The organism is Pseudomonas sp. ML2-2023-3, assembly GCF_037055275.1.
GTDB lineage: Bacteria > Pseudomonadota > Gammaproteobacteria > Pseudomonadales > Pseudomonadaceae > Aquipseudomonas.
Genome location: NZ_CP146343.1, coordinates 2,653,315 through 2,675,940, shown reverse-complemented (window position 1 = coordinate 2,675,940; position 22,626 = coordinate 2,653,315). Strand labels below are relative to the sequence as shown.

Sequence of the window (22,626 nt, the reverse complement as noted above, 5' to 3'; positions counted from 1 at the left end):
AAGCCGCTTCACGAGCCTGCCAAAGCACTGATCGCGGCTACACAACAACCATAAAGTCACCGCCAGGAAGACACACATGCCCTCTGCAAATGCTGGTACTACCACCGCGACCGTTATCGCGGACCCGGTCCAGGTGCTCTATCGCAAGATCACCTGGAAACTCATCCCCTTCCTCTGCTTCTGTTATCTGGCGTCCTACCTGGACCGGATCAATATTGGCTTCGCCAAGCTGCAAATGCTGGGTGACCTGCAGTTCAGCGAAACAGCGTTCGGCCTTGGCGCCGGGCTGTTTTTCGTCGGCTATATCATTTTCGAGGTGCCGAGCAACCTGGCCCTGGAGAAAGTCGGTGCCAAGATCTGGATTGCCCGGATCATGATCACTTGGGGCCTGCTCTCGGCCTGCACCATGCTGGTCACCACCCCCACCCAGTTCTATGTTGTGCGCTTCTTGCTGGGCGCGGCCGAGGCCGGCTTTCTGCCGGGCGTGCTGTACTACCTGACCACCTGGTTTCCAACCCACCGCAGGGGACGCATCATCGCCCTGTTCATGATCGGCATGCCGCTTTCAAGCGTGATCGGCGGACCACTTTCGGGCTGGATCATGGGCGCGTTCGACAACACGGCAGGGCTCAAGGGGTGGCAGTGGCTGTTTATCATCGAGGCGATTCCCAGCGTCTTGCTGGGCATTCTGACGTTCTGGGCCCTGCCCAACAGCCATCACACCGCCAAATGGCTTAACAACGAAGAAAAAGCACTGCTTGAAAACGAGCTGCGCAAGGACGACGTCGAAGGCAAAAACAGCAAGCACAGCTTTCGCGACGGTTTTTTCAACCTCAAGGTCTGGATGCTCGGCGGTATCGACTTTTCCATCCTGCTCAGCGCCTACGCCATGGCTTTCTGGATGCCCACCTTCATTCGCAATGCGGGCGTGGCCGACAACTTCCATATTGGTGTACTGACCGCCCTGCCCAGCGCCGCCGCCCTGATTGGCATGCTGTTGATTGGCGCCAGTTCAGACCGTCATCGCGAACGCCGCTGGCACATCATCGTGCCCTTCCTGATCGGTGCGGCCGCCATGGCCGGTACAACTTTCTACAGCCATAACGTCTTTGCCACCGTTTTACTGTTCGCCATTGCCTCGGCCGCCATCATCGGTGCCGTGCCGGTGTTTTTCAGCTTGCCGGCAACCTTTCTCAAAGGGCGGGCAGCGGCTACGGGGTTTGCCCTGGCGTGCTCGCTGGCCAATATCGCCGGACTGGTGAGCAACTCGCTGATGGGTATCGCCATTGACGTAACCGGCAGCGGCTCAGGGGCGCTGTGGTTCTTCGCAGGCTGCCTGCTCCTGAGCAGCCTGCTGGTGATCGCATTGCCAGCCAAACTGGTCAACCGCTGACAGCCCCGGGAGCGGGCTTGCTCGCGATACCTGCATCGCGACGAGCCCGGCTCACCGCACTATGACTGTCACGAGCAAGCCCGCTCCCGCAGATTTGACGCGGCAGTCGCCCTATTGTGCAAAAGACTCCACAATGACCGCTGGCAACGGTTACTCAATTTGGAGAAGAAAATGGAAGTTCCCGCTAGTCAGCTTTCAGAAAACACACAGATCGAATCTGACTCCGGACCTCTGCTCAACAGCATCGAGATCCGGATTCTCGGCTCCCTGATCGAGAAACAGGCCACCAACCCTGAAACCTACCCCCTGACGCTCAACGCGCTGGTTCTGGCGTGCAACCAGAAAACCAGCCGTGAACCCGTGCTCAATCTCACTCAAGGACAAGTCGGACAAAGCTTGCGCGCACTCGAAGGTCGCGGCTTTACCCGGCTGGTGATGGGCAGCCGTGCTGACCGCTGGGAGCATAAGGTCGACAAGGCGCTGGAACTGGTGCCTGCCCAGGTGGTGCTGCTGGGCCTGCTGTTTCTGCGGGGCCCGCAAACCTTGAACGAGCTCTTGACCCGCAGCTCGCGCATGCACGATTTCGAAGACACTGAACAGGTTCAGCATCAACTGGAGCGCCTGATTGCCCGTGATCTTGCGCTGCTGGTGCCTCGCCAGAGCGGCCAGCGCGAAGACCGCTACATGCATGCACTGGGCGACCCGGCTGACATCGAGACAATCATGGCCAGCCGTCAACAACCTGCAGAGCGCAGCAGTGGCTCCATGGTATCGCTGGAGCGCTTCGAAGCACTTGAAGCGCGCATCGCAGCGCTAGAGGCTCGCCTGGCAGAGCTGGAGTAACGCGAGTGTCGGGCGAGGTCACTCGCCCGACCCTGCAATCAGCTGCGGGCAAACGCCACCGCAGCCTGGAACTGCTCGGCGGACGGTCGAACACCGGTGTACAGCACAAACTGCTCCAATGCCTGAATTGCAATGACCTCAAGGCCCGTAATCACCTGCTTGCCCTGGGCACGACCACGCACGATCAATGGCGTTTCAACCGGGATCGCCACCACATCAAAAACGATATCGGCCTGATCGATGGCATCTGCCTCAAAGGCCAGGTCGTCGGCTTCAGCCCCGCCCGCCATGCCCACCGGCGTGACATTGATCAGCATCCGGGGCCTGTGCGCAGCCAACTCCGGCTGCCACTCGTAGCCACAACTTGCCGCCAGCGCCCCTCCTGTCGCTTCGTTTCGCGCCACGATCACACCCTTGCGATAGCCACCGTCGCGCAACGCCGAAGCCACGGCCTTGGCCATGCCGCCACTGCCACGCAATGCAAAAGTGGTGTCCGTGGGCACCTTGTGACTGTCGAGCAATTGCGCGATGGCGATGTAATCCGTGTTGTAGGCCTTGAGGTGCCCGTCAGTGTTGACGATGGTATTGATCGACGCGATGGCACGGGCCGATGCGTCCAACTCGTCCACCAGCTCAATGCACGCTTCCTTGAAAGGCATGGACACACCGCAACCACGAATCCCCAGGGCGCGAATACCGGTCACTGCCCCCTTGAGGTCTTTGCTGCTGAAAGCCTTGTAGTAAAAGTTCAGGCCCAGCTGTTCGTATAGATGATTATGAAAACGCAGTCCGAAGTTCCCCGGTCGGCCCGACAGCGATATGCACAGTTGGGTGTCTTTATTCGGATTCATTTGCATGCTCATCTCCTTGCTGAATGCTTTTAGATGGACGGCACAAGCCGTACCGGAAATTTTGTTAGATCATATTGCAGCTGCAAGCGCTGAAACGTCTCAGCGCCCGCAGACCTTACACAAAATTTACCAAAGCGCTTCGCAGTTTTTTAATAAAACACGGTCTTAACGTTATCCCCGCGATTATCCGTGGCCTGGTGCAGGCCAAAAGTCGGGGCTGAAATTCGAGGAATCGTCATGATGCGTACCATCCCCAAAGTCGCTTTGCTTATCGGCGCTCTGGCTGTCGCAGGCCAGGCATCTGCTCATGGCGGTTGGGGGCCCGGACCTGCCATTTTTGGCGCGGTAGTCGGCGCCGCAGTTGTAGGTTCAATCATTGCTGGCCCCGAGCCACGCCCGGTTTACGTTCAGCAACCGGTCTATGTCCAGCCGCAACCTGTTTACGTTCAGGCCCCACCGGTCTACTACCAGCCACAACCGGTGTATGTCCAGCCGCCTCAGCCCGTTTATTACCAGGGCTACTACGGTCGGCCACACCCGGCGTACTACGGCCCGCCACGGGGCTATTACGGCCCGCCGCGCTGGTAACACCGGCGCAGGCAAACCGGCAGGCTTTTGCAGCTGCCGGCAGGGCCCAATTGACACTGTGAATGTCGCGGATGAGACACCCTAGTGGCCCGGACTGCGGCATTATGGAGCGCCACTGGCGCAATCATCGGCACACTCATAAAAACAAGGACGACCTTTATGCCTACACAAAACCCGCACCACATCGTCGGGCTCTGCACTTCAAGCAAGGTTTACAACACCCTGACCGAGCTCAAGCAGCTCGAGGGCCATCGCACCGCCAAGCTGGTGTCACTGCTGGCCCAGCACCTCGTACGCGAGGGATTGCTGAGCGATCAGGAAGTCATGCACATGCTCGACCAGGTGGTTGACTGACACCTCATCGACATCAATGACGACTATCACGCGCAATGATTTTTTGCGCAGCGGCCCAGCCCGTAAGGTAGCGACATTGTTTGAAGGAGGTGTTTATGCCCAAGATTCATGTCATGTCGGTCATCGGCAGTGCAGTCCCCGCTCCGCTTCGTGCGGACGGCCTGCTGGCGTGCTGGTACGTGGTCAGTGACGGCGTTGCCCTGAGCGGCCCCTTTACTTCCCGCGCCGCAGCGCAAATCAAAGCCACCAGCGAAACAGATAGAACAACCCCACACTCAACGCGACACTGAGCAGTACGTTGCGACTCCAGAGCATAAGCCCTATGGCGCACAGCCCGGCCAGCAGGTACGGGTTGCCCAGGCTCAGGTCGACCTCATGATTCTTGACGAAGATGATCGGCCCGCAAATCGCCGTGAGCATCCCCGGTACCGCGAATCCCAAAAACTCCCTCACCCCACGATTCAAGCGAATCGGCAGCCGCGGCTCCAAAAACAGGTAGCGGTTGAAAAACAGAATCAGCGTCATCCCGGCAATAATGATCCAAATCATGCCCAGTACCCTCCCAGCCGCTTGCACAGATAACCCGCGACCATACCCGCCAGCCCTGCCAGCACAATGGCCGACTCCCACTGCCAGTAACTGAACAGCACCACGCTCAACAATGAGACCGCCACGCACACAATGGTTGGAACATTGCGCACGATGGGCGTAATCAACGCTATGAAGGTTGCGGCAATCGAGAACTCAAGCCCGAGTTGGTCCAGCCCCGGGATGCTCTTGCCCAGCACCACGCCCAGAAGGGTGAAAATATTCCAGCCCACGTACATGCACAGCCCCACGCCCAGCGCGTACCAGCGATTGAACGTCTTCTGGTCAAACGGGCTGACCAGGGCAAAGAACTCATCGGTCAGCAGAAAGCCCAGCCCCAGACGCCATCTCGGTTCGAGTGGCGCCACCACCGGTCGCAAATGCATGGCATAGAGCAAATGTTGTGACGTCAGCAGCAAGGTGGTCACCAGGATCGAAATCGCACTGGCCCCTCCTTTGATCATGCCGATCGCCACCAATTGCGCCGCACCGGCAAACACAAAAAGCGAGAGCCCCTGGCTTTGCGCCGGGGTCAATTGGGCATCAATCGCAGTGGATCCCGCCAGCAACCCCCAAGGGGCACACGCCAGCGTGAGCGGAAGACAGGCCATTGTGCCGCGCACAAACGCGGATCGAGCAAGGGAATCAGACATTACAAACATTCCGGCAGTAAGCAGCGGCAAAGGGTCGCAACCTGACAGAAGAAAGTCTTGAACGATCTTGCTCAGAGGCCCTCAAAACTTTACGCGGGCTGTTTGAGACGCCCCGACGCGTTTGACGAGAGGCTGATCCTGGTCTTTAGTCAGCCGCACTCAAGTGACGTTATTCCGATCAACCGCTGCCACGAGGAACCACCATGACAGACCTGAAATCCGCGAAGGAAAGCAGAAAGGCCGATCTGCGGACACCTTCGGCACTAAGCGAAAAAGCCTGTATCAACATTGCGGCCGAAGTGAATGCGCTGCTGGCTGATACATTCGCCATTTACATGAAAACCAAGAACTTCCACTGGCACATGTCCGGCCCGCATTTCCGTGACTTTCATCTGCTGCTGGACGAACAGGCCGATCAGATCTATGCGACCACCGACGCCATTGCCGAACGCGTACGCAAGCTGGGGCGCACGACCATTCGCTCGATTGGCCATATCAAAAAGCTCCAGCGCCTGCTGGATAACGATGCCGACTTCGTAACCCCGGAAGACATGCTGGCAGAGCTGCGCGAAGACAACATCCAGCTGGCCGCGTACATGCGTGAAACCCACGACATGTGCTCCGAACTCGGAGACGTGGCCACCACCAGCCTGCTGGAAAACTGGATCGATGAAGCCGAGCGCCGCGTGTGGTTCCTGTTCGAGTCGTCGCGCACCAAGTAACCGGCAAATTTTGTAGGAGCGGCCTGCTCGCGATACAGGCGACGCGGTTCGGCCAGGGCACCTGGTCGATGCCATCGCGAACAAGCCCGCTCCCACAAGAAAGATGAATTTTGTTTCACAGTCTTTGAGCGCAGCGGGCGGTATATTCGCTGCGCTCATTGCTCATTCAATGAACCCCTTGGCCCGCAACTCCCCCAGCGGGCCTTTTTTTGCCCGTCAAACGCCCTGTTTGAACACCAGCGCTTTCAAACCGCATTCTGCGTCGGCATCAGGAAACTCCGGCGGGTTATCCAGGCGCTGGACAAAACGCAGGCTCGGCGCATCAAGGGTAACGCCATCGATCAGGAAGTCCGAACCCAGTGCCGGGTCGTTCATGCAGGCCAGTACCGTGCCGTTTTCGCTCAGCAACTCAGGCAACCGGCGCACTACCCGCTGGTAATCCTTGGTCAGCAGAAAGCTGCCCTTCTGAAACGACGGCGGGTCGATGATCACCAGATCATAAGGGCCGGTGCTTTTCACCTTGCCCCAGGACTTGAACAGGTCATGCCCCAGGAACGTCACCTTGCTCATGTCATGCCCGTTCAACCGATGGTTGTCGCGCCCACGGCTCAGCGCCGCACGGGACATGTCGAGGTTGACCACATGCTGCGCACCGCCTTCGATCGCGGCCACTGAAAAGCCGCAGGTATAGGCAAACAGATTCAAGACCCGTTTGCCCTCGGCGTTGGCCCGCACCCAGTCCCGACCGTAACGCATGTCCAGAAACAGGCCGTTGTTCTGCTTGCGGCCCAGGTCCACTCGATAGCGCAACCCGCCTTCGGTCAGCGTCCACTCATCAACCGCCTCACCCACCAGCCATTCAGTGTCGCTCTGCAGCGTATAGCGATGTTGCAGCACCAGCGTGTGGGCCCCGCTGGCTCGCCATGAAGGGGACTGCACGAGCGTCATCAACAGCTGCTTCAAGGCGTTCAGATGCCCGGCATCGGGCTCCTTGAACAACGAGATCAGTACCACGCCTTGCAGCCAGTCGACTGTCAACTGCTCAAGCCCCGGCCAGCACCGCCCGCGCCCATGAAACAAACGCCGGGTTTCTTCGGGCGCAGCGTCCAGAGCAGTCAATAGGTGCAAATGCAGAGTGGTTAACGCTTCAGGAGTCATCAGGCCGGCCGGTCAATTTCAAGGGCCGGCATTTTACACAATTGCACAGCCCTGCCTAATCAACACCGCGCGCATCTGCATCCGCCAAAGTCATTTCTACATCCATGAAATTATCGTTTTACAATCATTTATTATCGAATTACGATATCAAGGCCTTAAAACATCGCCTACCGTTTCTGCGCAGAATCCGGGCACTTAATCATCATCAGTACTACAGAAGGACTTTCAGATGAAAACCGATCACCTGGCCGATCGCAGCAGAACCCTGGCAACCGCCACCCTGGCGCTCGTGGTGGGCATGCTCCTGGCCAATATCGCTTACTGGATCTTCCCCAACGTCATTGGCACCTACGTCGGCGGATTCAGCCTGAGCGCCATGACCAAAACATTGAACGCAGACATTCTGCAGATGCCCTGGTGGCAAGTCGCAGGGGCCATTGTGCTGTCCAGCATCCCCCTGCCGATACTGGCCAAGGGTTTGCTGGCGCTGCGCAGCCTGTTTCTGGCCTACAGCAACGGGGAATACTTCTCGGCGGAGTCGGCTGAACTGCTGGGGAAAGTAGGCAAGAGTGTCGCTTCATGGGTGCTGGCCTGCCTCTTGCTGACACCGGTCATGAGCGTCTGGATCACATTTTTGCGCCCTGACGGCGAGCGTTTGTTCACCATCAGCTTTGAACCGTCGCATCTTGTTGCCTTATTCCTCTCCGCTTCTCTTATGATCATCGCCCGCAGCCTATACAACGCCTGTTCGATGGCACGGGAAAATCAGCAGTTTGTTTAAGAGGCCAAGATGCCGATCGAAATTAAGCTGGACGTCATGCTGGCCATGCGCAAGGTCAAATCCAAGGACCTCGCGCAAATGGTCGGCATTACCGAGCAGAACCTGTCACTGCTCAAGCAAGGGAAGGTCAAAGGTATAAGGCTCGCCACCCTGGAAGCCATTTGCATCGCACTCGATTGCCAGCCGGGGGACTTGCTGCACTATCGAGCTGAATCCTGAAGCACCCGTTCACGCCTGTGGGGCCACAGCCTCACAGGCGTCGAACCTGATAAATCCCCGCCTCCTGCGTTACTGACTTTTCGCGGCCTCCAGAGCCAGGGTCGAACGCTCAAGTCGTTCAGCCAGCCAACAGCATTGCACTGCTAGGCTCGCCCGAGCACGAATCCTTGATTCGCCAGCACCTCCCGTTGAGGCCTGCCAGCTGCACTGGCACCTCGAAGCCCCGGCCATGAATATTCTCTGATAAACCCTGCGAAATCAGGCATTTCTGCCGCTATTGATCCATACTGACAAAATGTAACGTTATGTGTGTAACAGCCGTTGCAGCCCGGTACTTCCCAACCATCCTTGAGTCATTCTGCGTGAAAATTCATCTTTCTATTTTGAGCCTGTGTTTAGTTCTGGCAGGCACCAGCGCCTCTTCAATCGCCGCAGCGGCTGAAAGCATTTCGGCCCCAAGGGATACCTCACAGCTGCATATCGCCTCAGGCAGCGCGATGCTGATCGACCTGCAGACCAACAAGGTCATTTTTGCCAGCAACCCTGACGCCATCGTCCCCATCGCCTCCGTGACCAAACTGATGACCGCCATGGTGGTGCTGGACGCCAAACAGTCGATGGATGAATACATTTCGGTCAACATCAGCGACACGCCAGAAATGAAAGGCGTGTTTTCCCGGGTCAAGATTGGCAGCGAACTCTCGCGTCGCGAAATGATGCTGATCACCCTGATGTCATCGGAAAACCGTGCGGCTGCCAGCCTTGCCCATCACTTCCCGGGCGGCTATGTGGCGTTTATCGCAGCCATGAACGCCAAGGCCAAAAGCCTGGGCATGATGAGCACCCACTACGTTGAGCCGACCGGCCTGTCGATTCACAACGTGTCCACCGCGCGCGATTTGAGCAAGCTGCTGGCAACGGCACGGCACTACCCGATGCTCAGCCAGCTGAGCACCACCAAAGAAAAAACCGTGGCATTCCGCAAACCCAACTACACACTGGGCTTTCATAACACCGATCATCTGGTCAAAAAGGACAAGTGGAATATCAAGATCACCAAGACCGGATTTACCAATCAGGCTGGCCACTGCCTGGTGCTGGTAACCGAGATGGGCAATCGCCCGGTATCGCTGGTGATTCTGGATGCCTTTGGCAAATACACCCACTTCGCCGATGCAGGGCGGATTCGCAACTGGGTTGAAACCGGTAAAAGCGGCAGCGTGCCCGACGTAGCCTTGCGCTACAAAGCCGACAAGAACCTGCAAAAACACCAGTTGACCGCAGGTCAGGCTGGAAAGTGACGTTCTGGACATGAAAAGCAGGCACTTGCCCCGGGGAGAGGTCGGGGACAAATGCCTGCGTGCTGCTCTTGATATTCATCCGGATAAAAAGAACCCCGCCTGAAGACGGGGTTCTTTTTCAGCACGTGCTCAGATCAGTTTTGCAGAGCAGGCTGCGAATTCCCATTGATCGGGATGCGTTTGGCTTTTGCCTCTTCCGGCACCACCCGCTGCAGGTCGATGCTCAGCAAACCATTGCTCAGGTTTGCGCCTTTGATCTCGATATGGTCGTCGAGACGGAAGGACAATTTAAATGCCCGCTGTGCAATGCCTTGATGCAAGAAGGTCACGCCTTCTTCGCTGGTGCTTTCACGTTTGCTGCCGCTCACGGTCAGCACGCCTTTCTCAACTTGCAGGTCCAGATCATCCTGCTGGAAGCCTGCAGCCGCAACCACAATGCGATAGCTGTCTTCACCACGTTTTTCAACGTTGTAAGGTGGGTAGCCGCCGCTCGAATCGTTGCGTAAAGCGGTTTCAAACAAATCACTAAAACGGTCAAAGCCGACAGAATTACGGAACAGTGGCGCCATTGAAAATGCGTTGCTCATAATTTCATCCTCCTGATTTCAGCGAGATTTTGTTACGCGACCCGGTTTCGGCATCGCGTACCCCTTAGATAGGGACCGTCAAAACCGTTTCAAGGGTTTTTCTGAAAATTTTTTTCAGCCGTTTCAGGCAGCGTCAGCAGGCGGGTTGTTGACCATATGCCGGACCTTCTCACAGTCGGTTTCACGGCGCATGGCATTGAACAGCACCACGGCTTCAGGGTAGTTGCGGGTCAGCATGGCCAACCACTGCTTCAGGCGCCCGGGGGCTGAACGTGGCGTCAGCTGGGCTTCGGCCTGCGCCCAGAAATCGCGGATCATGGGCTGCAAATCAGCCCAGGTCATCGGCACCACTTCAACACCGGCACGGGCTGCGGCAATTTGCCGGGCCAGATCGGGCCGCGACACCAGGCCGCGACCCAGCATGATGTCTTCAGCACCGCTGATTTCGCGGCAACGGCGCCAATCTTCAACCGACCAGATATCGCCATTGGCAAACACCGGCACCTTCACCGCTTCCTGTACCTGGGCGATGTACTCCCAATGGGCAGGCGGCTTGTAGCCATCCATCTTGGTCCGCGCGTGCACCACGATCTGGCTTGCGCCCCCTTCGGCCAGGGCAATCGCGCACTCATTGGCGCTGTCTGGCGTATCAAAGCCCAGGCGCATCTTGGCGGTCACCGGGATATGCGCAGGCACAGTGCGTCGCACCTGCAGCAGGATCGCATGCAGCAGTTCGGGCTCCTTGAGCAGCACCGCACCACCACGGGACTTGTTCACGGTCTTGGCCGGGCAGCCAAAATTGAGGTCAATCACCCCGGAACCCAACTCAACGGCCAGCGCCGCGTTGTCGGCCAGACAGGCCGGATCAGAACCCAGTAACTGTACGCGCAACGGCACGCCGGAACGCGTCTGCGCACCGTGCTGCAATTCGGGGGCGAATTTATGGAAGTAGGCTTCCGGTAACAACCGCTCGGTGACCCGAATAAATTCGGTCACACACCAATCAATACCGCCGGTGCGGGTCAGGACATCACGCAGGATGTTGTCGACCAACCCCTCCATCGGCGCCAAAGCAATTTGCATGGGTGACTCTCATGAAAAACGTGCGGCAGTTTACGCCGTTATGTGGGCAATCGGTATGAGCAGGCGCTGCTGATCAGGCCGTGACGACAGCCGGACCATAACCTTCAAGGAACTCGGGCGGCAGGCGCTTGGCCTTGCCCGTGGACAGCTCGATGCAGACAAACGTGGTTTGCGCACGCAACAGGGTCACGCCATCGCTGGGGCGTACAAGCTGAAAGTGGCGGGTCATGCGCAAGCGCTGGTCACAATCGACAATCCAGGTTGCCAATTGCAGCTCATCGTCTTCATAGGCACTGGCCAGATAATCGATTTCATGGCGGGACACCGCCATGGCGCGATCAAGGCGACGGTACTCGGTGAGATCCAGCCCCAGACGCTGCGAGTGGCGCCAGGCACAACGTTCCAGCCAGACTACATAGGCCGCGTTATTGGCATGACCGAACCCGTCGATGTCTTCGGCCTGAACGGTCAGGTCAATGATGAACGGTGCTGCCAAATCCCAACTCATGCCTTGTCTCCCCCTAAAAAAATAAGGAGCGCAGTGTAACGCAGAGGGGGCGGCTGCAAGCTTCGAGGCGAGGAATATAAAAACTGCAGACAAACAAAAGGGCCATTCAATAATCGAATGACCCTTATAAATCCCGCATAGCGGGTAATCGTGGCGTCCCCTAGGGGACTCGAACCCCTGTTACCGCCGTGAAAGGGCGGTGTCCTAGGCCACTAGACGAAGGGGACACAAACCCTTCTAACAGTGATCAGCAGCAAGTGCTGATCGATTCAATGCCAGTGTGGCCCGACATTGAACTGTAAATTGGTGGAGCTAAACGGGATCGAACCGTTGACCTCTTGCATGCCATGCAAGCGCTCTCCCAGCTGAGCTATAGCCCCGATTTATCGCCTGGCGGCGGAGCATCACCGAAGTGCTGCTTCTGTAAAACTGGCGTCCCCTAGGGGACTCGAACCCCTGTTACCGCCGTGAAAGGGCGGTGTCCTAGGCCACTAGACGAAGGGGACACAAACCTTCTAACTGATCAGCGCTGAGTGCTGATCGATTCAATGCCGGTGTGGCCAGACATTGAACTGTAAATTTGGTGGAGCTAAACGGGATCGAACCGTTGACCTCTTGCATGCCATGCAAGCGCTCTCCCAGCTGAGCTATAGCCCCAGACAGTCACCGCAGCGTGTTGTTGCTGCTTGTTTCGTGTTGCTGTGTGGACGGGGCGCATATTAAGACTGGATGGATAGGCTGTCAAACTTATTTTTAAACTTTTTAAAAAAAATTTGCCGTGAGAACAACCACTTACCTTCCCTGCCCCGTAAATACTGGCCCAAACCCACAAAACCTGTAGTCGCTGCCAAAGGCTGCGAAGGGTTGCGGAGCAACCCGTTTTCCTGGAAACGCCACTGAACCCCTCGCAGCCTGCGGCAGCGACTACAAAGAAAAACCGTTAACCCATGGCGTTAAACAGCTTTTCCCACTCTTTGTTTTCTTTCTTCGACACACCGCCCAGCAGGTCGAGTGCCTGGCGCAGACGGAAACGGGTCAGGTCCGGCCCCAGAATCTCCATCGCGTCCAGCACCGACACCGAGCTTGCCTGGCCGGTGATCGAAGCGAACATCAGCGGCATGGCATCACGCAGCTTCAGCTCCAGGGACTCGACCACGGTCTGGATGCAGCCGGTGATCGCGTCCTTTTCCCACTGACGCAGGCTCTCCAGCTTCCACAGAATCAGCTGCATCAACTGACGCACCTGTTCGTTGGACAGCTTCTTGTGCTCGAACAGCTTGGCATCGAGCTGCAAGCCGCCCGAGAAGAAGAACCCGGCCAATGGCGCGATCTGGCTGAAGGTTTCAACCCGGCCCTGAACCAGCGGAGCGATTTTCATCATGTACTCAGGGTTCAACGCCCATTGCTGCACGCGGCTGGCGAACTCTTCCAGCGGCAGGTCACGCAACCATTGACCGTTGAGCCACGACAGCTTCTCTACGTCGAAAATCGGGCCGCCCAGCGAGACGCGGGACAGGTCAAAGTTATCGACCATTTCCTGCAGCGAGAACTTCTCGCGCTCGTCCGGCATCGACCAGCCCATGCGGCCCAGATAGTTGAGCATCGCTTCAGGCATGAAGCCCATGCGCTCGTAGAACGTCACCGACGTCGGGTTCTTGCGCTTGGACAGCTTGCTCTTGTCCGGGTTACGCAGCAGCGGCATGTAGCACAGCTGCGGTTGTTCCCAGCCGAAATACTCGTACAGCAGGATCAGCTTGGGCGCTGATGGCAGCCACTCTTCGCCACGCAGCACGTGGGTGATGCCCATCAGGTGATCGTCGACCACGTTGGCCAGGAAGTAGGTCGGCAGGCCATCGGTCTTCATCAACACTTGCATGTCCATGCGATCCCACGGGATCTCGACATCGCCGCGCAGCAGGTCCGGCACAACGCACACGCCTTCGGTCGGCACTTTCATGCGGATCACGTGGGGTTCGCCAGCTGCCAGACGGACCGCTACTTCTTCTTTGGACAACAGCAGCGCACGACCGTCGTAGCGCGGGGTTTCGCCCTTGGCCATTTGCTCGGCACGCATCTGGTCCAGCTCCTCGCTCGTGCAGAAGCACGGGAAGGCATGACCCATGTCGACCAGTTGCTGGGTGTATTTCTGGTAGATCTCGCTGCGTTCGCTTTGACGGTACGGGCCGTGCGGGCCGCCAACGTCCGGGCCTTCGCTCCAGGTAATACCCAACCAGCGCAAGGCGTCGTAGATCTGCTGCTCGGACTCGCGGGTCGAACGCAATTGGTCGGTATCTTCGATCCGCAGGATAAATTCGCCGCCATGCTGCTTGGCAAAGCAGTAGTTGAACAAAGCGATGTAAGCGGTGCCGACGTGGGGGTCGCCGGTAGGCGATGGCGCAATGCGCGTGCGAACGGTGGTCATGGGCGGTCTCGAAGTGGAGATAAAACAAAGGGCGAATGGTAACAGGCCGACCCGGCTTGGCTCCAGCGCAGGACTCGGCCCATCCGCCACACGGCTGAAAAAAGCCTGAATAGAGCGCCCGGATCGAATGGGTGCCGCGAAAAACAGCACCGACCGGTGTTAATCTCGGTCCATTCTTGACATCCCTTGGCTGGAGATACTCATGTCCCGAGTTGTGCTGGTGCTGGTAGAGAGCGTTAACGATTATCTGCACATGCTTGAAACCCAAGGCTACGAACTGATCCTGGCGCCCACCCCCGTCAGCCGCGCCCAGGCCATAGCCCAGCACGGCGCCCGTATCGACGCCGTGCTGACCCGCGGCCCGCTGGGCCTGCATGCCGAAGAAATGGCTGCCCTGCCCTTGCTCAAGATCATCTGCGTGATCGGCGCCGGCTTCGAGCAGGTCGACCTGCAAGCCGCCAGCAACCTTGGCATTACCGTGACCTTCGGCGCCGGGGCCAACGCCTCGTCAGTGGCCGACCACGCGATGGCGCTGTTGCTGAGCGCGGTGCGCGGCATCCCCCAGGCCGACGCCAGCATCCGCCGCAACGAGTGGGTCAAGGTGCGCCAGCCCTCACTGTCGGGCAAACGCATGGGCATCATCGGCCTGGGCGCGATCGGCCAGGCCATCGCCAAGCGTGCGGCCTGCGGCTTTGACATGAGCATCAGCTACCACAGCCGCCAGCCGCGTCCCGACTCGCCCTACACCTACTGCGCCAGCGTGCTTGAACTGGCCGCAGCAGTGGACTTCCTGATGATCGCCACGCCCGGCGGCAGCGCCACCCACCACCTGATTGACGCTCCCGTGCTCGATGCTCTGGGCGCAGACGGCTACCTGATCAATATTGCCCGTGGCAGCGTAGTCGACACCGATGCCCTGATCAGCGCCCTGGCCACAGGCAAAATCGCCGGGGCCGGGCTCGACGTGTTTGAAGACGAACCCCTGGTGCCGGACCCGCTCAAAACCCTCGGCAACGTGGTCATGACTCCCCATGTGGCTGGCCAGTCACCCGATGCGGTCGAAGCCACGGTGCAATTGGTGGTCGATAACCTGCAGGCTTTTTTTGCCGGCAAGCCCGTCCTCACTCCGGTGCCAATGCCCCACCCCGCCTGACCCAGGACTGCGACAGCACCTTAAATTCCTCACTCAATGGATCGTTATACAAAACGACTCCTGCTTATTGAGGTGCTGTTATGTCCGCCGCTGCCGCCCTGGTGCAGAACCTGCGCAATCGACTCAGTAAACCCGCTGCCTACCGACTGTTCGATATCCAGCTCAAGCGCCGCATCACCTTGAGCCCGTCACTGACGCGCTTTGTGTTCGGCGGCAACGATGTGGCGCTGATGCGTACCCTGGCACCGGATCAGCGGGTCAAATTGCTGTTCCCCACCGCCAACGGCGAGGCCTCCAACCTGCCCAAACGGGGAGACTGGCGAGCGACCCTGCGTGACTTGAGCCCCGAGCAGGTACCGCCCATGCGCTCTTACACCCTTCGCAACCTGCGCGTGGAGTCAGGCGAACTGGATATCGACTTTGTCCTGCATGGCGTCACCGGCCCCGCCACACGCTGGGCAACCCAGGCCAAAGCGGGTGATCTCCTGCAAATTGCGGCCCCCAATGGCGCCTACCCGGACGACCCGGGGGGCTATGAGTGGCAACCCCCACAGGGCATGCGAAAAGTACTGCTGATCGGCGACGAAACTGCGCTCCCGGCCATCGCCGGTATCCTGGAAGAGCTGGCACATCACCCCGACACACCCCAGGTACAAGCCTTTATCGAAGTGCCCGAAGAGTCCGACTGCCATGCCCTGGTCTGTGGCCCGAATACCAAAGTCCATTGGCTGCCCCGCGCCAGTCTGGGCAAACAGCATGGTGACGGCATGATCATCGCGGCCCGCGAACTGGCCAGCCTGCCGCCCCGGCGCCTGCAAGCCAAGGCCTGTGCTGTCCTGCAAGAACTTGATCTGGACAACCAGCGGCTCTGGGAGCGGGCCAGCGCCAGGCACAACGAGTTTTATGCCTGGGTGGCCGGGGAATCGATGGCGGTGATGGCGATCAGAAAGTTTTTCGTCCATGAATGCGGCATGGACCGCAAGGCACTGACCTTGATGGGGTACTGGAAGCTGGGGCGGTCATTGGGCTAGCAATAGCGACCGCACCGCCAGGGTCCAGAATGTGGGAGCACCCGGACCTGGCAACACTGGAAACATTTTCTTACAAGTCCAGCTTCGGGTTTTGCTCATCTCATTCGTCCTACATGGATAAGCAATCGCTTCTCAATGGCGATTACACACCCGCCCTGCTGCGAGCTTGCCGTTTCCCATGTCCAAAAAGTCCCGTTCCAAACTCTGGTTTCTGGTTCACAGCTGGTTGACCCTACCTATCTGGTTCTTCGTCCTGATCGTCTGCGTGACCGGCACACTGGCCGTGGTCAGCCAGGAGATCGTTTGGCTTGCCACCCCCGAGGCCCGCGCCACTCAGCCGGATGATGATGCACCGCTGATGACTTACGAACAGGTGCTGACCGCCATTAAAAAGGCCGAACCGAACCTGGCCGTACAGTCGATCAGCCGCCCGGACGAGTCGCATTTTGCCCTGGTGGCCCGTGTGGTCTATCCCGACGGCCGCTCGCCATCGCTCTACATCAACCCGTATTCCGGAGCGATTCAGGGTGAGAGCCCCAGCTTCAACTTCCAGGCCTTTACCCGCGCCCTGCACGGCTGGTGGCTGGTGCCATTTACCAATGGCTATAGCTGGGGCTGGTACCTGGTGTCGTTCCTCGGCCTTCCGCTGCTGGGGTCGCTGATTACCGGGCTGGTGGTCTACAAAAAATTCTGGAAAGGCTTTTTCAAACCCAACCTGCGTTTTAATCACGGAGCGCGCATTTTCTGGGGCGATTTCCACCGCCTGTGCGGCATCTGGTCGATCTGGTTTATTGCCGTGATTTCCATCACCGGCCTGTGGTTCTTGATCGAAGCCTTTATGTTCGATAACCAGATTTCGATTTCAACCACTGGCAACCCGCCCGTTGTGGCGCGCCAGGATGTACCGATCATGCCGGACGGCCAGCCCGCACCGCAGATCAACCTCGACCAGGCAGTAAAAATTGCCGCCGAAAAAATCCCCGGGCTGGACGCGAGTTTTGTCAGCCTGCCAAGCAATGCCTACGGACATATCGAAGTCGGCGGCCCGGGCTGGTACCCGCTGCTGTTCCAGACCGCAGACATCAACCCGTACAACGGCGCGATCGAAGGCTCGCGAATGATTGCCGACCGGTCCGGGCTGGAGCTGGTAACCGAATCCATGCGCCCGCTGCACACCGGCGATTTTGGCGGACTGTGGGTCAAGCTGATCTGGTTCTTCTTCGGCCTGATCCTCAGCATGATGATTCTGAGCGGCCTGCTGATCTGGACCAAACGCACGGCGCTGGCCACCGCCAACGCCCTCAAGCGCAGCGAGAAATCCCAGCGTAAACCTGCCGCAACCCAGACCGTCACGGCGCACAGCCAACAGCCCGAAGAGGCCAATGTATGAGCAAGGCAGTGGCTGTACAGCCCTCGTCCACCCTTGGCCGGTTGTGGCACAAATGGCGCTTTCACATAAACATTCTGCTGCTGTTGGTGCCGCTGGGCTTTATGCCCAAGTACTTCGCCGATGCCTCGCTGTTTCGCGGGGACAGCGGCCTGGGCGAGCGTGAAATCGGCACCGTGCAGGTCGGTCCCTGGAGCCTGAAACTGGCCGAATTGCGCAACGAAGCCCCGCGCCCGGACGGCCCGGCGGGCTACATGAAGAGCTTTAACGCTGCCCTGTGCGACACCTGCATCAATCAGGTCAAGGCTGCCTATCTGCGAATCGGCAAACCTCGCAGCCTGCGGGCCGCCGGGGTGATTTTCTTCGGCACGCCATACCGCATGGGCGCCACCATGCCGATCCCTGATCGCACCAAGCCCGACGCCGAGCTATGGATCACCCTTGAGGGGTGGGACGGCTCCATGCATCAGGCCTCCATTCCCCTGAGTCAGGCCTCACCGGCAACGGTCGCCTGGCTGGCCCAACGAGGAGCCAAATAATGCATTCGCGCCTGTTTAAAAAACCTGCCCTGGCGGCAGGATTGATTGCGTTGCTCGGTGTTTGCAGCCAGGCACTGGCCCACAACCCGATGTGTGAGTGCAAGGCCGTGGAAGACGGACAGATCCGTTGTACCGGCGGGTTTTCCGACGGCAGCGGCGCACCGGGAGTGACCCTGGATGTCATCGGCTACGACGAAACCATCCTGGTGCCCGGCAAGCTGGGCGCGGATTCAACCCTGACGTTCAAGCGCCCCGATTCCGAATTTTATGTGCTGTTCGACGCAGGTCCGGGTCACATCGTCGAAATCGACCAAGCCGATATCGAGGCCCCATGAGTACTCACGTAGTGCGCCCGGCCGGTGCCGGTCATGAAACCCTGTATGTGTTGCTGCTGTGCCTGTTGATTCTGACCGTGGCCGGCTCCGTGGTGGCCTGGCGTCACGAATCCCAGGAAGTGACTTCCGTGGCCGCCCATCAACTGGATGCACGACGGGACCTGAGCGCTGCCGAACAAGGCATCTACGCCGACCTGCGGGTCACGCTGGACGAAATCCAGTTGCTGCGCGAAGCGTCCAGCGCCCTGCCCCAACCCGTCCAACTGGCCGAAGAAGGCTTTGCCCCCTTTGCCAGCGATGCCAGCTCCGTCAGCCGTGGCAACCATGTCTGGCAGCTGCTCGGTGAACAGGCCTACCTGGGCCTGAGCCCCACCCCTGAGGTGGCGGGGTCGTTCTTGATGCGAATCAGCACCCAGCCGGATATATGGCTCAACCGCAATCCCGACGCAAAAGCCCCCGCCGACTTCAGCGATGCCGCCCTTAATCAAAGTGGCTGGCAGCAAGTGATCGCGCAATTCGATGCCGGGGTCACACGCCAGCATCGGCACTGAACCCACCGCTTGACCTGAGAGAAGACTGCTCGCCATGTCGATTTCATCTGTTGTGCGTCGCCGCACCGTGCTGCTGGCCGCCCTGTTTGCCTTTTGTCTGTCACCCCAGGCATTTGCCGATGCCCCGACCCCGCTGGCCAAGCCGCTGCGCATCGGTATCACCCTGCACCCTTACTACAGCTACGTGGCCAATATCGTCGGTGACAAGGCCGAAGTGGTGCCGTTGATTCCCGCAGGCTTTAACCCCCACGCCTATGAGCCCCGCGCTGAAGACATCAAGCGCATCGGTACACTGGATGTAATCGTGCTCAATGGCGTGGGCCATGATGACTTTGCCGACCGCATGATCGAGGCCAGCGAAAAACCCGACATCCCGGTGATCGAGGCCAACCAGAATGTCCCCTTGCTGGCCGCCACCGGCAACGCAGCGCGTGGTGCGGGCAAGGTGGTCAACCCCCACACCTTTCTGTCGATCAGCGCCTCGATTGCCCAGGTCAACAACATTGCCCGTGAACTGGGCAAACTCGATCCGGCCAACGCCAGGACCTACACCGCCAATGCCCGCGCCTATGGCAAGCGCCTGCGTCAAATGCGGGCCGATGCCCTGGCCAGGTTGACCCAGGCTCCGAACGCCGACCTGCGCGTGGCCACGGTGCACGCGGCTTACGACTACCTGCTGCGCGAGTTCGGCCTGGAGGTCACTGCCGTGGTCGAGCCGGCCCACGGCATTGAGCCAAGCCCCAGCCAGTTGAAGAAAACCATCGATCAACTGCGCGAGCTGGATGTGAAGGTGATCTTCTCCGAGATGGACTTCCCGTCCACTTATGTCGAGACCATTCAGCGCGAGTCCGGGGTCAAACTGTACCCGCTCTCCCATATTTCCTATGGCGACTACAGCGCTGACAAGTACGAAAAAGAAATGACCGGCAACCTCAATACCGTGGTCAGGGCCATTCAGGAGGCCGGAGCATGACTGCCGTTGAACACTTGCCGGTAGCGGCCTGCGGGCCGGGAGTGACGTTTGATCAGGTGTCGCTGACCCTGGGTCGAACGCCCATTCTGGATCACGTCAGTTTCAGCATTCGCCCCGGCAGTGTCCATGCGCTGGTGGGGCCAAACGGCGGGGGCAAAAGCTCGCTGATCAAGACGCTGCTGGGGCAAATGCCCCATCAGGGTCGCCTGTGCCTTGACTGGCCCGGTGAACCGGGCTTGATCGGCTATGTTCCCCAGGCACTGGAGTTCGATCGCGGACTGCCCATGACCGTGGATGATTTCATGGCCGCCATGTGCCAGCGCCGCCCGGCGTTTATGGGGTTGTCGCGCAAGGTGGCTCCGGCCATCGGCGACGCGCTGGAGCGTGTGGGCATGCAGGACAAGCGCAAGCGGCGCATGGGTGCGCTGTCCGGCGGTGAACGCCAGCGCGTGTTGCTGGCACAGGGCCTGATCCCCGCACCGCAACTGCTGGTGCTGGATGAACCCATGTCGGCGCTGGACGAGGCCGGTGCCCGAGTGTTTGAGCGCTTGCTGACTGAATGGCGTCAGGCCGGAGTTACCGTGGTGTGGATCGAGCACGATCTGGCCGCCGTGAAACGACTGGCAGAACGGGTGACCGGGCTCAATCGCCAGGTCCTGTTCGACGGCCCGCCTGAACAGACCCTGAGCCCCGAACGCTTGCTCAACCTGTTTTCAACCCATCCCAAGGCTCACGGGAGCGCCCTTTCATGAGTTACGAAGCGTTCCGTCTGATGGTTCAGGGCTGGGCATCTGCAGGCTATTTGCCCGAAGTGCTGGCTTACGGTTTTGTGGTCAATGCATTGCTTGCCGGTTTGCTGATTGGCCCGGTACTCGGCGGCCTGGGCACGCTGGTGGTGGTCAAGCGTTTCGCGTTTTTTTCCGAAGCCGTGGGCCATGCCGCGCTGACCGGCGTGGCCATCGGCATCCTGCTGGGTGAGCCCTACACCGGACCTTATGGCAGCCTGTTCGGCTACTGCCTGTTGTTCGGCATCTCGCTCAATTACCTGCGCAATCGCACCGGGCTGGCACCGGATACCCTGATCGGCGTGTTCCTGTCGGTGTCATTGGCACTGGGCGCCAGCCTGCTGCTGATTCTGGCGGGCAAGATCAACGTGCATATCCTGGAAAACGTGCTGTTCGGTTCAGTGTTGACGGTCAACGGCAATGATCTGCTGGTACTGGCGATTGTCGGCGCGCTGGTGCTGGGCCTCAGCCTGCCGCTGTACAACCGCATCATGCTCGCCAGTTTCAACCCGCAACTGGCCGCTGTACGCGGGGTGGCAGTGAAGTCCCTGGACTATCTGTTTGTGATCCTGGTGACGCTGATTACCGTCGCGGCCGTTAAAGTCATTGGCGCGATTCTGGTGGGCGCCCTGCTGGTGATTCCGGCAGCGGCGGCGCGTTTGCTCAGCCAGTCGCTGAAGGGTTTTTTCTGGATTTCAGTACTGATCGCCACCGTCAGCACCCTGTGCGGCATCCTGCTGCCCATCGTGTTTGACCTGCCGATCCCGTCCGGCGCCGCAATTATTTTGATGGCCGGTATCGCCTTCGCCCTCGCCGCCATCGCCCGGGGCGTGGTGCCCAGCCTGAAAGGGAATATTGGATAAATGTTCACTCTGCGCAAACTCTCACTGGCCCTGGCCATTACCGGCCTGCTCAGCACGCCTCTGCTGGCAGCCGACACAGCGACGCAACCGGTGCGCGTCCTCGCCAGTCTGCCGATCACCTACGGGCTGGGCGAGTTGCTGCTCAAGGACAGTAACGTGACCCTGGAACGGGCCGCAGCGGCCAACCTGCCCGGAAGCCGACAGAACGCCTACTTCAGCGGGCGCGGCGCCCCTGCCCTGCACACGCTGGCCACACAGGCCGATGCCGTGATCGGCCTGCGCTCATTGTGGAGCGATGACCCGCTGTATCCGATGGCACGACGCAGCAATATCCGCATTGTTGAAGTTGACGCGGCGCGGCCAGTGGACGGCAGCCTGCCGGGCATAGCCGTACAGCCGGGAGCTCACAGCGATGGCCTGAACAGCCAGCCGTGGCTGACCAGCAACAACATGGGACGCATGGCGGATGTGATCGCGGCCGACCTGGTGCGGTTGGCGCCTGCTGCCAAGCCGAAGATCGAAGCCAACCTGGCGAGTCTGAAACAGCGTTTGCTCAAGCTCAGCGCCGACAGCGAGGCACAGCTGGCCAAGGCCGACAATCTGGCCGTGGTGAGCCTGTCGGATCGGCTGGACTACTTGATTGGCGGGTTGAATCTGGAACGGGTCGAAGTCGATCACAAAGGGGATGAGACCTGGACGCCCGAGTCGCTGCAAGCGCTGACCCACACCCTGAAAGACAATGATGTGGCGCTGGTGCTGGATCACCGCCAGCCTTCGGCTGCAGTCATCGCTGCAATTGCCGAGGGTGGCAGTGAACTGGTGGTGGTGACGGCAGACGGCACCGATCCTGTGGCCGAGTTGCAGGGCAATATTGACGCCATCGTCAAGGTACTGAGCACCGATTAAGCTTCGTCACCTGACCCATTACGACGCTTTCAATGGGGCCCGCCCGTTCGTG

At 59.2% G+C, this 22,626-nt stretch carries 27 protein-coding genes and 4 tRNA genes; 19 read left to right on the top strand and 12 right to left on the bottom strand.

Annotated elements, in window-relative coordinates; all coding sequences use genetic code 11:
* The first annotated feature begins 76 nt into the window (after positions 1 to 76).
* Both V6P94_RS12465 and V6P94_RS12460 read left to right on the top strand, forming a co-directional pair.
* Positions 77 to 1,393, top strand: a complete 1,317-nt coding sequence (locus V6P94_RS12465) for an MFS transporter (protein WP_133077213.1) — start codon at positions 77 to 79, stop codon at positions 1,391 to 1,393.
* A gap of 171 nt (positions 1,394 to 1,564) precedes the next feature.
* Positions 1,565 to 2,236 (top strand): DUF480 domain-containing protein, encoded by a 672-nt coding sequence (locus V6P94_RS12460; protein ID WP_326398235.1) that lies wholly within the window; start codon positions 1,565 to 1,567, stop codon positions 2,234 to 2,236.
* 38 nt (positions 2,237 to 2,274) lie between these two features.
* On the opposite strand, the gene V6P94_RS12455 is transcribed toward V6P94_RS12460, so the two are convergent.
* A complete protein-coding gene (locus tag V6P94_RS12455; protein ID WP_133077211.1) occupies positions 2,275 to 3,093 on the bottom strand; it encodes a shikimate 5-dehydrogenase in 819 nt (272 codons plus the stop codon).
* A 231-nt stretch (positions 3,094 to 3,324) separates the two neighbouring features.
* Between V6P94_RS12455 and V6P94_RS12450 the strand changes: the two genes are divergently transcribed.
* The 3 genes from V6P94_RS12450 to V6P94_RS12440 all read left to right on the top strand — a co-directional run bounded on the left by V6P94_RS12450 (position 3,325) and on the right by V6P94_RS12440 (position 4,319).
* Positions 3,325 to 3,675, top strand: coding sequence for a hypothetical protein (locus V6P94_RS12450; RefSeq protein WP_133077210.1), 351 nt, complete (start codon positions 3,325 to 3,327; stop codon positions 3,673 to 3,675).
* A gap of 159 nt (positions 3,676 to 3,834) precedes the next feature.
* Positions 3,835 to 4,029, top strand: coding sequence for a hypothetical protein (locus tag V6P94_RS12445; RefSeq protein ID WP_019826144.1), 195 nt, complete (start codon positions 3,835 to 3,837; stop codon positions 4,027 to 4,029).
* A 95-nt stretch (positions 4,030 to 4,124) separates the two neighbouring features.
* Positions 4,125 to 4,319: a hypothetical protein gene (locus V6P94_RS12440; RefSeq protein ID WP_133077209.1), complete on the top strand. Its 195-nt coding sequence runs from the start codon at positions 4,125 to 4,127 to the stop codon at positions 4,317 to 4,319.
* On the opposite strand, the gene V6P94_RS12435 is transcribed toward V6P94_RS12440, so the two are convergent.
* Together V6P94_RS12435 and V6P94_RS12430 are read right to left on the bottom strand one after the other, a co-directional pair.
* Positions 4,267 to 4,578: an AzlD domain-containing protein gene (locus V6P94_RS12435; RefSeq protein ID WP_133077208.1), complete on the bottom strand. Its 312-nt coding sequence runs from the start codon at positions 4,576 to 4,578 to the stop codon at positions 4,267 to 4,269. The genes V6P94_RS12440 and V6P94_RS12435 overlap by 53 nt on opposite strands.
* Positions 4,575 to 5,270: an AzlC family ABC transporter permease gene (locus tag V6P94_RS12430; RefSeq protein WP_133077207.1), complete on the bottom strand. Its 696-nt coding sequence runs from the start codon at positions 5,268 to 5,270 to the stop codon at positions 4,575 to 4,577. The genes V6P94_RS12435 and V6P94_RS12430 overlap by 4 nt, the downstream gene beginning before the upstream one ends.
* A gap of 203 nt (positions 5,271 to 5,473) precedes the next feature.
* Between V6P94_RS12430 and V6P94_RS12425 the strand changes: the two genes are divergently transcribed.
* Positions 5,474 to 5,992 (top strand): Dps family protein, encoded by a 519-nt coding sequence (locus V6P94_RS12425; protein WP_133077206.1) that lies wholly within the window; start codon positions 5,474 to 5,476, stop codon positions 5,990 to 5,992.
* A 216-nt stretch (positions 5,993 to 6,208) separates the two neighbouring features.
* Here V6P94_RS12425 and V6P94_RS12420 read toward each other — a convergent pair whose 3' ends face one another.
* A complete protein-coding gene (locus V6P94_RS12420) occupies positions 6,209 to 7,150 on the bottom strand; it encodes a class I SAM-dependent methyltransferase (protein ID WP_338646708.1) in 942 nt (313 codons plus the stop codon).
* A 229-nt stretch (positions 7,151 to 7,379) separates the two neighbouring features.
* On the opposite strand from V6P94_RS12420, the gene V6P94_RS12415 reads away from it, so the two are divergent.
* From V6P94_RS12415 to pbpG, 3 genes are all read left to right on the top strand, one after another.
* Positions 7,380 to 7,931, top strand: coding sequence for a DUF2975 domain-containing protein (locus tag V6P94_RS12415; RefSeq protein ID WP_338646706.1), 552 nt, complete (start codon positions 7,380 to 7,382; stop codon positions 7,929 to 7,931).
* A 9-nt stretch (positions 7,932 to 7,940) separates the two neighbouring features.
* On the top strand, positions 7,941 to 8,150 hold the full coding sequence (locus V6P94_RS12410; RefSeq protein WP_095036595.1) for a helix-turn-helix transcriptional regulator: 210 nt from the start codon (positions 7,941 to 7,943) through the stop codon (positions 8,148 to 8,150).
* A 362-nt stretch (positions 8,151 to 8,512) separates the two neighbouring features.
* Positions 8,513 to 9,451 carry a D-alanyl-D-alanine endopeptidase gene (pbpG, locus tag V6P94_RS12405; RefSeq protein ID WP_133077203.1) on the top strand — a complete coding sequence of 313 codons (939 nt, stop codon included), beginning with the start codon at positions 8,513 to 8,515 and terminating at the stop codon, positions 9,449 to 9,451.
* A 134-nt stretch (positions 9,452 to 9,585) separates the two neighbouring features.
* Here the strand turns inward: pbpG and V6P94_RS12400 are convergent, their stop codons facing one another.
* From V6P94_RS12400 to gltX, 8 genes are all read right to left on the bottom strand, one after another.
* Positions 9,586 to 10,038, bottom strand: coding sequence for an Hsp20 family protein (locus V6P94_RS12400; protein WP_338646703.1), 453 nt, complete (start codon positions 10,036 to 10,038; stop codon positions 9,586 to 9,588).
* Positions 10,039 to 10,161: 123 nt separating this feature from the next.
* On the bottom strand, positions 10,162 to 11,121 hold the full coding sequence (locus V6P94_RS12395; protein WP_133077201.1) for a tRNA-dihydrouridine synthase: 960 nt from the start codon (positions 11,119 to 11,121) through the stop codon (positions 10,162 to 10,164).
* 73 nt (positions 11,122 to 11,194) lie between these two features.
* A complete protein-coding gene (locus V6P94_RS12390) occupies positions 11,195 to 11,629 on the bottom strand; it encodes a thioesterase family protein (RefSeq protein WP_133077200.1) in 435 nt (144 codons plus the stop codon).
* Between the two features lie 151 nt (positions 11,630 to 11,780).
* Positions 11,781 to 11,856: transfer RNA gene (locus V6P94_RS12385), tRNA-Glu, on the bottom strand.
* 77 nt (positions 11,857 to 11,933) lie between these two features.
* Positions 11,934 to 12,009 (bottom strand) — tRNA-Ala (locus tag V6P94_RS12380).
* A gap of 50 nt (positions 12,010 to 12,059) precedes the next feature.
* A tRNA-Glu gene (locus V6P94_RS12375) sits at positions 12,060 to 12,135 on the bottom strand.
* Between the two features lie 75 nt (positions 12,136 to 12,210).
* A tRNA-Ala gene (locus V6P94_RS12370) sits at positions 12,211 to 12,286 on the bottom strand.
* A gap of 283 nt (positions 12,287 to 12,569) precedes the next feature.
* Positions 12,570 to 14,051 carry a glutamate--tRNA ligase gene (gene gltX / locus V6P94_RS12365; protein WP_326398236.1) on the bottom strand — a complete coding sequence of 494 codons (1,482 nt, stop codon included), beginning with the start codon at positions 14,049 to 14,051 and terminating at the stop codon, positions 12,570 to 12,572.
* Positions 14,052 to 14,253: 202 nt separating this feature from the next.
* On the opposite strand from gltX, the gene V6P94_RS12360 reads away from it, so the two are divergent.
* The 10 genes from V6P94_RS12360 to V6P94_RS12315 all read left to right on the top strand — a co-directional run bounded on the left by V6P94_RS12360 (position 14,254) and on the right by V6P94_RS12315 (position 22,574).
* Entirely contained in the window at positions 14,254 to 15,204 is a 951-nt protein-coding gene (locus V6P94_RS12360; protein WP_133077198.1) for a 2-hydroxyacid dehydrogenase, read from the top strand.
* 80 nt (positions 15,205 to 15,284) lie between these two features.
* The gene (locus V6P94_RS12355; protein ID WP_133077197.1) at positions 15,285 to 16,235 is read left to right on the top strand and encodes a siderophore-interacting protein; all 951 of its coding nucleotides are present in this window, start codon (positions 15,285 to 15,287) and stop codon (positions 16,233 to 16,235) included.
* 178 nt (positions 16,236 to 16,413) lie between these two features.
* On the top strand, positions 16,414 to 17,625 hold the full coding sequence (locus tag V6P94_RS12350; RefSeq protein WP_338646693.1) for a PepSY domain-containing protein: 1,212 nt from the start codon (positions 16,414 to 16,416) through the stop codon (positions 17,623 to 17,625).
* Positions 17,622 to 18,161, top strand: a complete 540-nt coding sequence (locus V6P94_RS12345; RefSeq protein ID WP_133077195.1) for a thiamine pyrophosphate-binding protein — start codon at positions 17,622 to 17,624, stop codon at positions 18,159 to 18,161. Before V6P94_RS12350 ends, V6P94_RS12345 begins: the two co-directional genes overlap by 4 nt.
* Positions 18,161 to 18,496, top strand: coding sequence for a hypothetical protein (locus V6P94_RS12340; RefSeq protein WP_133077194.1), 336 nt, complete (start codon positions 18,161 to 18,163; stop codon positions 18,494 to 18,496). The genes V6P94_RS12345 and V6P94_RS12340 overlap by 1 nt, the downstream gene beginning before the upstream one ends.
* Complete coding sequence (locus V6P94_RS12335; RefSeq protein WP_133077193.1) at positions 18,493 to 19,047, top strand: DUF6162 family protein; 555 nt, start codon at positions 18,493 to 18,495, stop codon at positions 19,045 to 19,047. Before V6P94_RS12340 ends, V6P94_RS12335 begins: the two co-directional genes overlap by 4 nt.
* Before the next feature lie 34 nt (positions 19,048 to 19,081).
* On the top strand, positions 19,082 to 20,020 hold the full coding sequence (locus V6P94_RS12330) for a metal ABC transporter substrate-binding protein (RefSeq protein WP_133077192.1): 939 nt from the start codon (positions 19,082 to 19,084) through the stop codon (positions 20,018 to 20,020).
* Entirely contained in the window at positions 20,017 to 20,772 is a 756-nt protein-coding gene (locus tag V6P94_RS12325; RefSeq protein ID WP_133077191.1) for a metal ABC transporter ATP-binding protein, read from the top strand. The genes V6P94_RS12330 and V6P94_RS12325 overlap by 4 nt, the downstream gene beginning before the upstream one ends.
* Entirely contained in the window at positions 20,769 to 21,668 is a 900-nt protein-coding gene (locus tag V6P94_RS12320; protein WP_133077190.1) for a metal ABC transporter permease, read from the top strand. The genes V6P94_RS12325 and V6P94_RS12320 overlap by 4 nt, the downstream gene beginning before the upstream one ends.
* A complete protein-coding gene (locus tag V6P94_RS12315) occupies positions 21,669 to 22,574 on the top strand; it encodes a metal ABC transporter solute-binding protein, Zn/Mn family (RefSeq protein WP_133077189.1) in 906 nt (301 codons plus the stop codon).
* Positions 22,575 to 22,626 lie beyond the last annotated feature (52 nt).

Bases quoted from the DNA above. Each gene is read 5' to 3' on its own strand.
- V6P94_RS12465 (WP_133077213.1), top strand. From the start codon at position 77: ATGCCCTCTGCAAATGCTGGTACTACCACCGCGACCGTTATCGCGGAC.
- V6P94_RS12460 (WP_326398235.1), top strand. From the start codon at position 1,565: ATGGAAGTTCCCGCTAGTCAGCTTTCAGAAAACACACAGATCGAATCT.
- V6P94_RS12455 (WP_133077211.1), bottom strand. From the start codon at position 3,093: ATGCAAATGAATCCGAATAAAGACACCCAACTGTGCATATCGCTGTCG.
- V6P94_RS12450 (WP_133077210.1), top strand. From the start codon at position 3,325: ATGATGCGTACCATCCCCAAAGTCGCTTTGCTTATCGGCGCTCTGGCT.
- V6P94_RS12445 (WP_019826144.1), top strand. From the start codon at position 3,835: ATGCCTACACAAAACCCGCACCACATCGTCGGGCTCTGCACTTCAAGC.
- V6P94_RS12440 (WP_133077209.1), top strand. From the start codon at position 4,125: ATGCCCAAGATTCATGTCATGTCGGTCATCGGCAGTGCAGTCCCCGCT.
- V6P94_RS12435 (WP_133077208.1), bottom strand. From the start codon at position 4,578: ATGATTTGGATCATTATTGCCGGGATGACGCTGATTCTGTTTTTCAAC.
- V6P94_RS12430 (WP_133077207.1), bottom strand. From the start codon at position 5,270: ATGTCTGATTCCCTTGCTCGATCCGCGTTTGTGCGCGGCACAATGGCC.
- V6P94_RS12425 (WP_133077206.1), top strand. From the start codon at position 5,474: ATGACAGACCTGAAATCCGCGAAGGAAAGCAGAAAGGCCGATCTGCGG.
- V6P94_RS12420 (WP_338646708.1), bottom strand. From the start codon at position 7,150: ATGACTCCTGAAGCGTTAACCACTCTGCATTTGCACCTATTGACTGCT.
- V6P94_RS12415 (WP_338646706.1), top strand. From the start codon at position 7,380: ATGAAAACCGATCACCTGGCCGATCGCAGCAGAACCCTGGCAACCGCC.
- V6P94_RS12410 (WP_095036595.1), top strand. From the start codon at position 7,941: ATGCCGATCGAAATTAAGCTGGACGTCATGCTGGCCATGCGCAAGGTC.
- V6P94_RS12400 (WP_338646703.1), bottom strand. From the start codon at position 10,038: ATGAGCAACGCATTTTCAATGGCGCCACTGTTCCGTAATTCTGTCGGC.
- V6P94_RS12395 (WP_133077201.1), bottom strand. From the start codon at position 11,121: ATGCAAATTGCTTTGGCGCCGATGGAGGGGTTGGTCGACAACATCCTG.
- V6P94_RS12390 (WP_133077200.1), bottom strand. From the start codon at position 11,629: ATGAGTTGGGATTTGGCAGCACCGTTCATCATTGACCTGACCGTTCAG.
- gltX (WP_326398236.1), bottom strand. From the start codon at position 14,051: ATGACCACCGTTCGCACGCGCATTGCGCCATCGCCTACCGGCGACCCC.
- V6P94_RS12360 (WP_133077198.1), top strand. From the start codon at position 14,254: ATGTCCCGAGTTGTGCTGGTGCTGGTAGAGAGCGTTAACGATTATCTG.
- V6P94_RS12355 (WP_133077197.1), top strand. From the start codon at position 15,285: ATGTCCGCCGCTGCCGCCCTGGTGCAGAACCTGCGCAATCGACTCAGT.
- V6P94_RS12350 (WP_338646693.1), top strand. From the start codon at position 16,414: ATGTCCAAAAAGTCCCGTTCCAAACTCTGGTTTCTGGTTCACAGCTGG.
- V6P94_RS12345 (WP_133077195.1), top strand. From the start codon at position 17,622: ATGAGCAAGGCAGTGGCTGTACAGCCCTCGTCCACCCTTGGCCGGTTG.
- V6P94_RS12340 (WP_133077194.1), top strand. From the start codon at position 18,161: ATGCATTCGCGCCTGTTTAAAAAACCTGCCCTGGCGGCAGGATTGATT.
- V6P94_RS12335 (WP_133077193.1), top strand. From the start codon at position 18,493: ATGAGTACTCACGTAGTGCGCCCGGCCGGTGCCGGTCATGAAACCCTG.
- V6P94_RS12330 (WP_133077192.1), top strand. From the start codon at position 19,082: ATGTCGATTTCATCTGTTGTGCGTCGCCGCACCGTGCTGCTGGCCGCC.
- V6P94_RS12325 (WP_133077191.1), top strand. From the start codon at position 20,017: ATGACTGCCGTTGAACACTTGCCGGTAGCGGCCTGCGGGCCGGGAGTG.
- V6P94_RS12320 (WP_133077190.1), top strand. From the start codon at position 20,769: ATGAGTTACGAAGCGTTCCGTCTGATGGTTCAGGGCTGGGCATCTGCA.
- V6P94_RS12315 (WP_133077189.1), top strand. From the start codon at position 21,669: ATGTTCACTCTGCGCAAACTCTCACTGGCCCTGGCCATTACCGGCCTG.